This is a genomic window from Shewanella sp. W3-18-1 (genome assembly GCF_000015185.1).
GTDB lineage: Bacteria > Pseudomonadota > Gammaproteobacteria > Enterobacterales > Shewanellaceae > Shewanella > Shewanella putrefaciens.
In genome coordinates this window covers 1,613,626-1,626,661 of the sequence record NC_008750.1, presented here as the reverse complement: position 1 = coordinate 1,626,661, position 13,036 = coordinate 1,613,626, and the positions used below count along the sequence as shown (strand labels likewise).

Genomic DNA, 13,036 nt, shown 5'->3' with positions numbered 1-13,036 from the left:
GTGAACGAGCAAGCCATTAATATTTTAAATCATCAGGGATAGGCTGATTTAATGGGATAGGAATAGGTTTACGTCCCCGTCCCTTTTGGTATTGACGCAATTGGAAAACATAGGCTAAAACCTGAGCCACGGCAGTAAATAACCCCTCAGGTATTTGCTGATCTAATTTAGTCGTATGATAGATTGCCCTTGCCAATGGGGGAGCTGACACAATCGCAATATTGTACTCACGGGCGACTTCGCGGATCTTAAACGCCACATCATCTACACCCTTGGCAATGACAAACGGTGCAGCAGAGCGCTTGACATCGTATTTGACCGCCACGGCATAATGCTCAGGATTGACGACAATCACGTCCGCATTGGGTACTTCGGCCATCATTCGACGCTGTGCAAGCTCTCGCTGCATTTGTCGAACGCGTCCTTTAACTTCAGGCTTACCTTCTGTGTCTTTATATTCATCTTTGACTTCTTGTTTGGTCATTTTCAGTTGTTTATTGTGATTCCAAATCTGAAATGGCACATCAATGACCACAATCAATAACACAGAAGAACAGAGTAAAATGAACATCCATATCAACAGATCTAACGCATGGTGAACATTCCCTGGTAAGTGATCACTTGATAACAATAAAATATCATTAAAATAGTAACTTAAAAGAAAGTAAGCCGAAAAAGCAACTACGGAGAACTTAGCAATTCCCTTAGTCAACTCAACGAGCGCTTGCACCCCAAACATACGCTTAAAACCAGCAAGAGGACTCATTTTACTGGCTTTGGGCATCATAGCTTGGGTTGAAAAGTTCATCCCACCGAGGGACACATTACCAATAAAAGCCACCACCACAATCAGCAACATGATTTTAAGCATTGGCCATGCAATTTCACCCGCGACCAACCCCCAAACATTAAACATTTGGTTAGTATCATAAATTTGAGCGCGATCCATAGTAAAAACACGTTCAAACACATGGGAGAGTGCCGTTGCGATACCAGGGCCAAGCATATAAAACCCCGTTGCTGCGGAAAGTAATACCGCGGCAGTCCCCAGTTCTTTTGAACGAGCAACTTGGCCTTTTTCACGCGCCTGTTCAAGGCGCCTCCCTGTGGGTTCCTCACTACGTTCGCCGCTGCTCTCTTCAGCCATACTGAGTTCCTATAACCTTATATCAAGCCATCGGCTTGACATTGAAGACCCAAAATATCACATAGCAAAACCTGAGCTGCAGCCCATACTTCGTCAAAATGCGCCATTACTGGCGTCAGCGTTAGCCAAAGGATTAAAAGCCCACCAATCATAGTGATAGGAAAACCAATAGAAAAAATATTCAACTGTGGTGCGGCACGGGTCATTACCCCAAAAGAGAGGTTAACCAGTAACAGCGCAATGATCGCCGAAATTGACATGGTCAAAGCCGCGCCAAACATATACGAGCCCCACTCTGCAAGTGATCTGTAGCTTGTAAGCGTTAGCCCTTGGTTAGAAATAGGAAGAGTCTCAAAACTTGCGACTAGCATACGGATCATGAGAAGGTGACCATCAACAGCCAGAAAAATCAGCGTCGCAAGCAAGAGGAAAAAGTTACCAATGACAGGGGTTTGTTGTCCAGAACCAGGGTCAACCATAGAGGCAAAGCCTAAACTGGTTTGCATACCAATAATTTGCCCTGTTAATACAAAAGTCTGCATTACCATCTGGGAAACAAACCCCATCGCAACGCCAATAATAATTTGTTGCGCCGTAATAAAAACAGCACTAAGGGAAAATAAATCCGCATTCTCCACCGGAGGCAAAACAGGCGCAATTGCAAAGGTAATCGCCATGGCAAGGAGTAAACGCACTCTAGCAGGAGTCGTTGCGGCGCCAAATACCACCATCACCATCAACATGCTTGCAACGCGAAATAACGGCCACATGTAAGATGCGATGGTCTGCATTAAGGTATCGAGCAACAGCTCCATAGCCTTAACCTATCACTTGGGGAATACGGTTAACCATCTCAATGAAAAAATCCATTAAGGTTTGAACTAACCAATGCCCCATAAACATCAGTCCAAATAATGTGACCAATAATCGAGGAAGAAAACTTAAGGTTTGCTCATTAATTGAAGTGGCAGCTTGAAACACCGCGACAACAAGCCCTATACCCAACCCAGGCAAGACAATGGCCGACACCATCATCACAATAACGGCTAAGGCTTCTCGAAATATATCAATCAGTGCTTCTGGAGTCATAACAATTCCTAGTACGACTAACCAAAACTATTGGCTAAGGTGCCTAACACAAGCCCCCAACCATCAACGAGCACAAATAACATAATCTTAAATGGCAATGAGACTATCATCGGCGATAGCATCATCATCCCCATCGCCATCAAAATACTCGCCACTACTAAATCTAATACCAAAAAAGGCACGAATAACATAAAGCCAATTTGAAAGGCCGTTTTGAGTTCACTGGTAATAAAAGCAGGCACAAGTACGCTCATCGGAGCCTCTTCTGGCGAGTTAATATTTTGATAGCCAGAAATATCAATAAAGGTTTTTAAATCTGTCGTACGAACTTGGCCTAGCATAAAAGCTCGTAATGGTTCTTTCCCCTTATCAAAAGCTTGCTGTAGCGTCAGTTGTTCATCGATATAGGGTTTAACACCTTGATCATAAATTTTGTCAAACACGGGCGCCATAATAAAAAAAGTCATAAAGAGACTCATCCCAATAAGCACTTGGTTAGAAGGCGTCTGCTGCAATCCAATCGCTTGGCGTAAAATAGAAAGTACCACAATAATCCGTGTAAACGAGGTCAGCATAATCACCATGGCTGGCAAAAAACTCAGTGACGTCATCAGCAGTAGAATCTGCATTGTCACTGAATACTCTGTCGAACCATCGGCAGCCGTTTTTACGGTGACCGCAGGCAACACACCATCTGCCGCCCCGACCGATACACTAAAAAATAAAATGGCAAGCCCGATTAATGGGAAACTGTACTTTGTCATTGTTTTAATTTCGCCTGACGTAAGCGATTCGCAAAGGAATCAGATTCCACTTGGATGGGCTCGGCTAATTTATCAATCAAATTCACTTGTTGTGCACTCACCCCAAGTAAATATTGCTGCTCTCCAACTTGAACAAGCACTAGCCGTTCTTTTTGTCCAAGTGAAGTCACCGCGAGGGTCTTAAGCACATTATGATTTGTTTGAACTAAATTAAATCGCCTTAACAAATAGGCTAAGGCGAAGATAAGCAATAATACGAGGATCAAGCCACCAAGCATACTCGCCGCAGTGGCAAGTTGAGATGGTTCTGACATTTTGGCAGTTGATGCTACTACCGCAGTAGAAGTGTCGGTAACTAATCCCACGGCATTAGCCTGCGTAACAGGCATTAAACTGAATATTACCGATGTACTCATCTCATATACCAACTCATGTGCATCTATTATTTAAGCTTTTTAATTCGCTCAGTTTGACTGATAACATCAGTTAAACGAATACCAAACTTGTCATTTACTACAACCACTTCGCCATGGGCAATAAGTGTCCCATTGACCATCACGTCTAACGGCTCTCCAGCCACACGGTCAAGCTCAACGACAGAACCTTGGTTTAGCTGTAGTAAATTGCGGATACTAATAAAACTACGGCCCACTTCCATTGAAATGGTCACCGGAATATCCAAAATCGTATCTAATTTAGCAGCATCTGCTTTACTAATAGGCTGAGAGTCATCAACAAGCTCATCCAGCGCAACAGCATTTGCCTCCTCTAAAGCCTGCTCCGCCATCGCGGCAGCCCAATCATCGCCCGTATCTTCTGTGCTCATCTTGCTTCACCTTATAATTCAGATATATCTCTAGCTTTGCCTTTGCGCGTCACTAATTGGAGTTCAGTTTTTACTGTTTCTGGACGGGGTATTTTTTCATATATTTTGAGCGCTAAATTATCGCGAGAACGCCCCATTTTACAGCGGTAAGTCGGTAGGTCTTCGATTTTCATCATGATATATTCAGGCAATTCAACTGGAATAATATCACCGGCTTTAAAGTTCATTACATCTTTGAGCGTTAACTCATGCTCAACAACGCATGCATCGAATCCCACTTTTACATCCATGATTTCATCATGTAATGCCTGTGACCAGCGCATATCCGTATCTTGCTTATCACTTTGCACCCCTGCATCCAACAACTCTCGAATAGGTTCGATCATGGAGTACGGCATAGTAATGTGAAAATCCCCGCCGCCGCCGTCCACCTCAATATGGAAGGAGTTTATCACCACCACTTCGGTTGGACTGACAATATTCGCCATGGCAGGGTTAACTTCAGAGTCAAGATAGTCGAATTCGACATCCATGACTGGAGCCCAAGCATCTTTATAATCTTCAAAGATAATTTTTAAAAGAAGCTGTACAATCCGCCGCTCAGTAGGGGTAAACTCACGCCCTTCAATCTTGGCATGGAACCGGCCATCACCGCCAAAAAAGTTATCCACAAGGATAAACACTAAGCGAGCTTCCATGGTGATAAGTGCAGTCCCTTTGAGTGGACTAAAACGTACCATGTTCAGACTGGTTGGGACGAATAAGGTATGTACGTACTCACCAAACTTGAGCATCTGTACGCCATTGATCGACACTTCAGCCGCACGGCGCATCATATTGAACATGCTAATACGTAGATGACGCGCAAATCGCTCGTTAACAATTTCGAGTGTGGGCATGCGCCCACGCACAATACGATCTTGGGATGAAAAGTCGTAGGATCGCGCATCTTGGCTAGCAGCATCAAGATCATCATCGTCATCGACGTCATCAACCCCATGCAGTAGCGCATCAATTTCGTCTTGGCTTAATAAATCACTCACTATATTGCCTTAACCTCTTTAGGGTACTGAAATTACGGGTTATTGCATCACAAAACCGGTGAATAGCACTTTTTCGACCACTTTACGTCCCGTTACGGATTGCAGTGTATTTTGAACACTAAGAAGTGCTAATTGACGAGCTTCATCCTTACCTGCTTGAGTGCTTAACTTTTGCACATCTGAACTGCTAAAAGTTGTCAGGAGAGCATCTTCAATGAGCGGAATATGTTTTTGTATCAGGACCTCATCATCGGAACCTCGGACCATCAGCTGTACTTTAATTTCGACTAAACGAGCCCGATCTGGCCCGGGTAAATTAAAGAGAAAAGGACGAGGCATGGGCACATAAGAGGCGACCAGTTTATCATTTGAAGGTGTTTCAACCACAGCCTCTACAGCTTCAGAGGATGACTCATCTGAACTGCCGAGAAAAAACCATAATGCACCACCAATCAATAGTGCAACGAGTACACCGATACCAATAAAAATAAAAAGTTTTTTCTTACTTTTAGGCGTATCAGTATTTTCAAGTTCTAACGATTCTTCGTTGGCCATTCACTGTGCTCTTCAATTTAGACTTAAGTCTTTACATTTTATGCATCATATCAAAATGTAACAATGCTATTTAATCCTATAGGTTACCCGCTTAAGCGTAATAATCTATACCAGAATGCAGACTAGTAGTTTGATTTAAACCTAAATCCAGTTCTTCTGCTGAGAATTCATCCAAATTTGTGCTTCCAGAACCGTTACTTTCGCCAAAACCACCATCGCGACCTTGTTCTTGCTCACCTTGTGATACATGACTATCTGCGAGTTGCATTCCTTGCTCTTGCAATAATTCACGTAATCGAGGGATAGCTTGCTCAACCATGTCACGGGTTTGAGATTGAGTCACATGAAACTGTACTTGGGTTTGATCGCCGTGCACTTGGATTTTGACCGTCATATGGCCAAGCTCAGGTGGATCAAGACGAATTTCAGCGTGTTGGATACCATTACTCACCATCGTAATGAGCTGTTGTTTCATCACCGGAGAAAATCGTTGGATCATCTCCTGCATCTGATTTGGCGTTTCAACGCCTTGACGCAGTGAAAGTTGAATTTGCGGGATATCTTGACGATTCACTTGCGGTTGAGTAGGTGATGTTGTCACTGAAACGGGTTTAAACTCAGAGGCGACTTCGTCATCAAGATTAAATGAAGTCGGTGAACTTGACTCTAATGTAACAGCTAACTTGGCATCTTTAAGTTGTACGTTTGTCACAAGCCGTTCTGATCCATCTAGCTCAATGTTTTTCGGAGTTGCCACATCCTCCGCAGTCCCTAATGTATTTAAGGCTGCAGTGGTTGCACTAACAAAAGATTCCTTCTTTGTACCATCAATACTGTTTGTATCTTTTAGACCCGTTGTAAAAGCATTTTGTTGGGCAATAGACGACTTATCTGCAGAAAAAGACCTGCTACTATCATTTTCTCCCATAATAGGTTGAGCATCTACTATCCCTTGCTTCTGTTGTTTAGCGGCTTCTTGGCTAACCAGTTCGACCGTGCTTTCTTCAACCAATACGCTCTGCTCTGGCAGTTCCCCATTGTTTTGTGACGCAATAGCTCCATCTAGCATGCTTGGCGTTGATAGGGGTAAAGCCAAATTAATGTCGGGTAAGTTAGTGGCATCAGCCTCAGCAATCAAAGCTACACCCGATTCATCCGTATCTGACGAATCAACTAATAACTCGGCTAATTTATCTAACTCAGAGGAAAAACAACCCTCAGCTTCAACGGCAGAAGTACCAATATCCAGATCCATTTCCTGCAGTAGCGGCAATTTGTCGCCCTCAGCGGCCGTTTTTTTCATTTCGTTTGCCATGCTAATCTGGGCAAAAATCAAACTCAAATCATCCTCTTCATCTTGGGATATATCATTGGAGGATGCTGATTTAGTCAGTTCAATCGCGCGTTCTTGAGACGTTGAAGGCTTTTGGGCAGATGAGGAAACACTGTTAACTGAGGCTAAAGCTGCAGAAAAATCTTCACTACGCGTTTCTGGAGTCGATGCTTTACCTGCGCTTGCATTATTATTTGCCGCTTTTGGTAATAATATATTCGTCATTTGTTGCATATCGGCTCCCAAACCACCCCAGTTAAACTCAACAGTAACGGAGTAAAACGTCAATTTATGCTGTAACAGCAATGTTGTGTATGAAGTTAAGCAAATAAAATGCCAACACGAAAGTTATATGATAGTTAACAAGATTTACGAAAGCGCGTATCGGCGCAAATACAGGCTATTTATGTCGGCGGTAACACTGTTGAGATGCAAACTCATCGGTCATTTTCTGCTCTCTTTTCAATTCTAATGCATCACGTTTTTTCGCTTTATTAGCGAGAAGCAGTTCAACTGCCTTGCGCTTCTTTTGTTTTTCTAGCCAATGGTGCTGACGATACTCTTTTTGCTTCTCGCCATCAGCCACCACCCGGTTTTGTTGGGCTATGGCATCATCAATCTGACGAATAAAACGATGAAATTGGTGATAATGACTTGCGCTAATCGCTTGACCTTGCTGAGACTGCATTTGCTTCATGTAATCTAAACGATAGTTGTTTAAGGCATTGAGCTGATGTTGGCGTTTTTGACATTCTAATTGGGCCGATTTCAGTAGGAGCGAAGCTTGCTCTTCAGCATCAAGCGCTAAATTAAGTACCAGTAATAAGGGATCTGCATTCGCCATCATGGCCTCGATTATTTACACTGTGCAGCGAGTTGAGCCAGCATCGATTGACTATCTGCAAAGCTAAAGGCATCACGCATGGTTTGCCTTAAGAAGGCATTCATCGCCGGTTGCAGACGTATCGCATTATCGATCCGAGGATCACTACCTTGGGCGTAGGCGCCAATAGAGATTAAATCTCGATTCTGTTGATATAAAGAATAGGTTTGTTTTACACGGCGCATCGCTTCTAAATGCTCATTAGAAATAACCATCGGAGCAACACGGCTAATTGATGCTTCAATATCAATCGCGGGATAGTGCCCCGAATCAGCCAGAGCACGCGATAATACGATATGGCCATCCAGAATCGCTCTTGATGCATCGGCAATCGGATCTTGTTGATCATCGCCTTCGGTCAATACGGTATAAAACGCCGTAATAGATCCCTGTCCAGGACCACCATTACCCGCACGTTCGACAAGACGGGGCAATTTAGCAAATACTGATGGTGGATAACCTTTTGTTGCAGGCGGCTCCCCCACCGCTAAAGCGATTTCCCGCTGCGCTTGGGCATATCGAGTCAAGCTATCCATCAATAACAACACGTTATAGCCTAAATCACGGAAATACTCAGCGATACGCGTTGACGTTTCACAGGCGCGAAGGCGCATTAAGGGTGAGGTATCCGCCGGAGCCGCAATAACAACGGAGCGAGCTCGCCCCTTTTCACCCAAAATTTCTTCAATAAATTCTTTAACTTCTCGTCCCCGTTCACCAACCAACCCCACCACAATAATATCTGCAGTAGTACCACGGGTCATCATACCCAGAAGCACACTTTTACCGACACCAGAGCCCGCAAAGAGTCCCATACGCTGACCTTTACCAACGGTCAACATGGCATTAATCGCACGTACGCCAACATCAAGGGGTTCCGTTATTGCACGGCGAGATAAGGGATTAATGGCAGAATTATGTCTTGGTGCATATTGATCGGTTTGCAGCGCACCTAATCCATCAAGAGGAACACCATTGCCATCGAGTACACGGCCTAATAAAGATAAGCCTACTTTAAGCCCTGTTTGCTCTCCAAGTGGAATGACTCTCGCTCCAGGGAGTACACCTCGTAACTCTTCAATGGGCATAAGATAGAGTAACTCATCATCAAACCCGACCACCTCAGCCACTAAATCTCCCGCCATGGTTTCGATAGAACACAAACTACCAACAGGCGCACGGCAACCACTCGCCTCTAAAGTGAGACCAACAACCCGCACCAATTGCCCACTGGCAACGGCGCGAAAAGGAGGTACTTTATCAATATATTGGTGGAACTTACTCAGCAGCTGGTGTTGACGGTTTTGCATCTTGATCTCCATTCGTTTGGAGTGAATCAATATCTGACTCAGTTTGCATAAGTTCCGATCCCGCAGCATCCTGATTATGATGTGATATTCTTGCGGCATCTTCTGCGGCAAGTGCTTCCTGTCGTTGTTGCTGCTGTTGCGTTAAATGGGCATGTTGACTTCGTAGAGATTCAAATACTGCATCTATTCGCGATGGTAAACTTAAATCAACCAAGGAACGCTGACTACTAATAATGCACTCTCCAGGGCTTAGAGAGGGATCGACTTCGAGTTGCCATTGATTGCGTGCCAATTGAGCTGCGGAATATAATTTCTCAACGAGGATAACGTCATCAGGGTGCAACCTAATAGTCACTGCTTGCTCTTTAATAGGTAAAGATTCAATACCAAGACGTAAAGCGGAAAGTATTTGTTCAGGATGGGTTTTTAACTCATGTCCAATAACAGATTTAGCCAGCGCCATCGCTAAGGTCATTAAAGATAACTCAATGTCACCATCGAGAAGTTGTAAGGGTTTTTCAAACTGATTGAGTAACGATTCAAAACGATTGATTAAACCCTTTGCTTCTTCAAGACCCGTTTCTAAGCCTTGTTCATGGCCCTGTGTAAAACCTTCTTGATGACCTTGCGCTAATCCTTCTAAACGTCCTTTTTCTACCCCTTCATTAAAACCTTGTGTTTTACCTTCACTAAAGCCTTCTTCTTCCGCTTGAGCTCGAATATACTCAATTTCAGCCATTGTGGGAGGTGCGATAGCTTCTACCGTGACTGGTTTGATGTGCTTACCAGAGTAGCCAAACAAATTAGAGATGCTTTCATCCTCAACCTCTGTCACATCGGGTAGGTTCCAGTGACTAAATTCGATTTCACTATCACTGACAATCTTATCCGACAATTTATTGTCACTCGGATTAGAGGAACTCATCGCCACCACCGCCGCCTAACATAATTTCACCGCTATCACTTAAACGACGAGCAATAGAGAGGATTTCTTTCTGTGCAACCTCCACTTCGCTGATACGAATAGGTCCCATAGCTTCAAGATCATCACGCAGTAACTCTGCGGCTCGCTTGGACATATTGCCTAACAGTTTTTCTTTAAGTTGATCGTCAGTTCCCTTAAGCGCCTTCAATAACACATCCTGTTGTACTTCACGCAACAGGATTTGAATACCACGGTCGTCCACATCGATAAGATTTTCGAAGACAAACATGAGATCTTGGATTTGTTGCGCCATTTCTTCGTCGGATTCGCGCATAGTTTCCATCAATTGGCTTTCGATGCCCGTGTCTAAGTAGTTCATAATATTGGCGGCTGCTTTTAAGCCACCCATTTTCGCTGCTTGTGCGCCACCTTGACCCGCAAACTGTTTCTCCATGATATCGTTCAATTCCTGCAAGGCTGCGGGTTGAACTTCTTCAAGGTTAGCAATTCGCATCATTAAGTCTAAGCGAGTATTTTCAGGAAATTGACCAAAAATCTCTGCGGCCTGATCGGGTTCTAAATAAGACAATACAATGGTTTGGATCTGCGGATGCTCATTCTGGATGATTGTCGCCACTTGGCGCGCATCCATCCATTTGAGGGAGTCTAAGCCTTTAGCACCACTGCCCATGATGATTTGTTCAATTAAATTACCCGCTTTGTCTGCACCTAATGCTGCCGTCAGCGCCTTACGAACGAATTCTTCACTGTTAAAACCGATAGAGGAATATTTTTGAATATCATCAAGAAAAAGCTTATGCACACCAACCACTTTCTCTTGGCCAAAATCCTCCATTGCGGCCATGGCCATCCCCACCTTTTGCACTTGTTTGGGCTCTAAGTGCTTGAGGATAGAGGCGGCGTCGGCTTCGCTTAAACTTAAGAGTAAAATTGCCGTCTTCTCGATACCGCTCATGTCCTTCACATTAAAGCTTGAGACTTCAGCGGCTTCTTTTGTTTTATTCTCAGCCATTGTCTTGTAACCAGTTTTTCACGACTTGAGTGGAAAGCTCGGGCTCATTTGCCACAAGCGCACGGATAGCTTTAATCATATCATCATCTTTATGAAGATTAGGGATAAGAATTGAGCCATCATCGGCATAACTGTATTCTGCTTCTTTGGTATTAAGCATACCTAAGGTGTCGGCAGCGTACTGATCTTCAATTTCCGCCAGTTCATTACCCAGTCTTGAATCATCTGGCATATTGACGCTATCTGGGTAAATAAGGCGTTTTAGCATTGGACGAACCACGGCCAATATCAATACTAGGATCACTAAGGCGCCAACACCCAATTTTACCGCACGCCAGAACCACGGCTGTTCCCATAATTCAGGAGATGGTATGTCTTCCATCAGTTGATCCATAAAAGGAACGGTAACCACTTCCAACACATCACCACGTTGTGTGCTGAATCCTACCGCACCTTCTAGTAAACGACGAATGTTGGTTAACTCTTGCTCAGTACGGGCAACGCGTGCCACTTGCCCATTTTCATCTGCAGCACCGGGTTTAAAATCCACAGCAACTGAAACACTAATTCGTCTGACTACCCCAATTTGCTGACGGGTATGGCTAATGGTGGTATCGAGCTCAAAATTTCGTGTTGCTTCACGGTGAGAGTTACCCGCAACCACTTTTTCAGATGCATTGGTTGCATCTTCAGGAATATCTGACTCCATTGGCGGTTGATTTGACAGAGCGCCAGGGATCCCCCCCGTAGTGCCACCGGTAGAGTTATTCTCAACCGTCATTTCACTGCGTAATGCTGGTAAATCAGGATTAAAGCGCTTGGCTGTTTGTTCGACTGCGGTAAAGTCCATACTAACATCGACTTGGGAAGTAAAATTATCAGGCCCTAAAATGGGAACTAAAATTGATTCAATTTTTGTGCGATATTCAGCTTCTTTTTGTTGTACTAATTCGAGTTCTCTACGCGCCCTAGCGGAAACGCCATCTTGGCTCCCAGAGTTAAGCAAACGACCATTTGAATCAGTGACGGTAACACGCGATGGTTCCAACCCTTGCACGGCTGAGGCAACAATATCAACAATGGCATCCACCTCTCCTTGGCCTAAACCGCCACGACGGGTATTGATAACCACGGTTGCACTAGGTTGGGAAGTATTACGGGCAAAGACGTTTTCTTTGGGAAGTGCGAGAATCACTTTTGCGCGACTGACACTTTGTAGCTGCTCAATAGCGCGGGCAAGGTTTTCTTCTTGGCTGTGTTTAAGACGCGCTTGTTCCATCCTTTGGCTGACACCAAAACCACTGTCTTGGGTTAAAAAATCTTTACTTGTAGTGCCACCGTCAATCCCTGCTCGGCTTAACATCAGTTTGACTTCTTGATATTTATCCTCAGGTACTTTAATAACATCAACCTCGATCTGATACTTGATCTTATTCTTATCCAAGACATCGAGTACTTGTACCATTTCCTGAGTTTCCATTTTTCCTAATGGACGATACTCAGGTTCCTGAGCCCATAACATCACAAAAACGGCTAGGGCTAAGCAGATTGCCAACGCAAGGATCATGGTAATTTGGCGCATCATATCGACACCGCCAAGGCTTCCCATCACACCTGACTTATGTTCTTCTTGGACACCTTGGTCTGCTAAATCGGAATTAGACCCGACAATCATTTCTGTGCTCACGATTCGTACCTGCTGATTGGGTTATTCTCGGGCCTAAACAGGCATACTCATTATTTCTTTATAAGCTTCGACAAGTTTATTACGCACTTGTACCGTCGCTTCAAATGCCACACTTGCTTTCTCTCTGGCAATCACAGTATCCGACAAGCTCACTGTCGTGTCACCCATCTCTAATCGCGTTGCCAAGTTTGATGACGTTGATTGTAAGCCGCTGACATTGCCAACAGCCTGCGAGAGTAGCTGACCGAAATCGGCACCACTGGTGTTATTTACCTGCTGCATAATATTCGGTGAGATACCGAAAGACGGTGTTATTTCACCTTTGAGTGACTGCATTTCTTGCAGAAATGTATTTGCGCCTATTTGCATGCTGAGCTCCCAGTCGTCGAATTCTTGACGATCAAAATATCGATAATGAGGAATATGCAAAATAATGGCCAA

General features: G+C 44.2%; 15 protein-coding genes. All 15 read right to left on the bottom strand.

The annotated features are described in order from the left end of the window. Positions 1 to 16 precede the first annotated feature (16 nt). On the bottom strand, positions 17 to 1,147 hold the full coding sequence (flhB, locus tag SPUTW3181_RS07465) for a flagellar biosynthesis protein FlhB (RefSeq protein WP_011788785.1): 1,131 nt from the start codon (positions 1,145 to 1,147) through the stop codon (positions 17 to 19). Positions 1,148 to 1,164: 17 nt separating this feature from the next. Continuing rightward, complete coding sequence (gene fliR / locus SPUTW3181_RS07460; protein WP_011788784.1) at positions 1,165 to 1,962, bottom strand: flagellar biosynthetic protein FliR; 798 nt, start codon at positions 1,960 to 1,962, stop codon at positions 1,165 to 1,167. Positions 1,963 to 1,966: 4 nt separating this feature from the next. Beyond that, complete coding sequence (gene fliQ, locus SPUTW3181_RS07455) at positions 1,967 to 2,236, bottom strand: flagellar biosynthesis protein FliQ (RefSeq protein ID WP_011788783.1); 270 nt, start codon at positions 2,234 to 2,236, stop codon at positions 1,967 to 1,969. A gap of 17 nt (positions 2,237 to 2,253) precedes the next feature. Continuing rightward, positions 2,254 to 3,000, bottom strand: coding sequence for a flagellar type III secretion system pore protein FliP (gene fliP, locus SPUTW3181_RS07450; RefSeq protein WP_011788782.1), 747 nt, complete (start codon positions 2,998 to 3,000; stop codon positions 2,254 to 2,256). Then, entirely contained in the window at positions 2,997 to 3,416 is a 420-nt protein-coding gene (gene fliO / locus SPUTW3181_RS07445; protein ID WP_011788781.1) for a flagellar biosynthetic protein FliO, read from the bottom strand. Before fliO ends, fliP begins: the two co-directional genes overlap by 4 nt. Positions 3,417 to 3,442: 26 nt before the next feature. Next, positions 3,443 to 3,826 (bottom strand): flagellar motor switch protein FliN, encoded by a 384-nt coding sequence (gene fliN, locus SPUTW3181_RS07440; RefSeq protein ID WP_011788780.1) that lies wholly within the window; start codon positions 3,824 to 3,826, stop codon positions 3,443 to 3,445. Positions 3,827 to 3,837: 11 nt separating this feature from the next. Continuing rightward, complete coding sequence (fliM, locus tag SPUTW3181_RS07435) at positions 3,838 to 4,869, bottom strand: flagellar motor switch protein FliM (protein WP_011788779.1); 1,032 nt, start codon at positions 4,867 to 4,869, stop codon at positions 3,838 to 3,840. A 39-nt stretch (positions 4,870 to 4,908) separates the two neighbouring features. Beyond that, positions 4,909 to 5,424 (bottom strand): flagellar basal body-associated protein FliL, encoded by a 516-nt coding sequence (gene fliL, locus SPUTW3181_RS07430; RefSeq protein WP_011788778.1) that lies wholly within the window; start codon positions 5,422 to 5,424, stop codon positions 4,909 to 4,911. A 91-nt stretch (positions 5,425 to 5,515) separates the two neighbouring features. Beyond that, the gene (locus tag SPUTW3181_RS07425) at positions 5,516 to 6,991 is read right to left on the bottom strand and encodes a flagellar hook-length control protein FliK (RefSeq protein WP_011788777.1); all 1,476 of its coding nucleotides are present in this window, start codon (positions 6,989 to 6,991) and stop codon (positions 5,516 to 5,518) included. A gap of 166 nt (positions 6,992 to 7,157) precedes the next feature. After that, a complete protein-coding gene (gene fliJ, locus SPUTW3181_RS07420) occupies positions 7,158 to 7,601 on the bottom strand; it encodes a flagellar export protein FliJ (RefSeq protein ID WP_011788776.1) in 444 nt (147 codons plus the stop codon). Positions 7,602 to 7,612: 11 nt separating this feature from the next. Beyond that, positions 7,613 to 8,950, bottom strand: a complete 1,338-nt coding sequence (gene fliI, locus SPUTW3181_RS07415) for a flagellar protein export ATPase FliI (RefSeq protein WP_011788775.1) — start codon at positions 8,948 to 8,950, stop codon at positions 7,613 to 7,615. Next, positions 8,919 to 9,875: a flagellar assembly protein FliH gene (gene fliH / locus SPUTW3181_RS07410; RefSeq protein WP_011788774.1), complete on the bottom strand. Its 957-nt coding sequence runs from the start codon at positions 9,873 to 9,875 to the stop codon at positions 8,919 to 8,921. Before fliH ends, fliI begins: the two co-directional genes overlap by 32 nt. After that, positions 9,862 to 10,908, bottom strand: coding sequence for a flagellar motor switch protein FliG (fliG, locus tag SPUTW3181_RS07405; protein WP_011788773.1), 1,047 nt, complete (start codon positions 10,906 to 10,908; stop codon positions 9,862 to 9,864). Before fliG ends, fliH begins: the two co-directional genes overlap by 14 nt. Beyond that, on the bottom strand, positions 10,901 to 12,583 hold the full coding sequence (fliF, locus tag SPUTW3181_RS07400; protein WP_011788772.1) for a flagellar basal-body MS-ring/collar protein FliF: 1,683 nt from the start codon (positions 12,581 to 12,583) through the stop codon (positions 10,901 to 10,903). The genes fliG and fliF overlap by 8 nt, the downstream gene beginning before the upstream one ends. 45 nt (positions 12,584 to 12,628) lie before the next feature. After that, positions 12,629 to 12,964 (bottom strand): flagellar hook-basal body complex protein FliE, encoded by a 336-nt coding sequence (gene fliE / locus SPUTW3181_RS07395; RefSeq protein WP_011788771.1) that lies wholly within the window; start codon positions 12,962 to 12,964, stop codon positions 12,629 to 12,631. Positions 12,965 to 13,036: the final 72 nt, after the last annotated feature.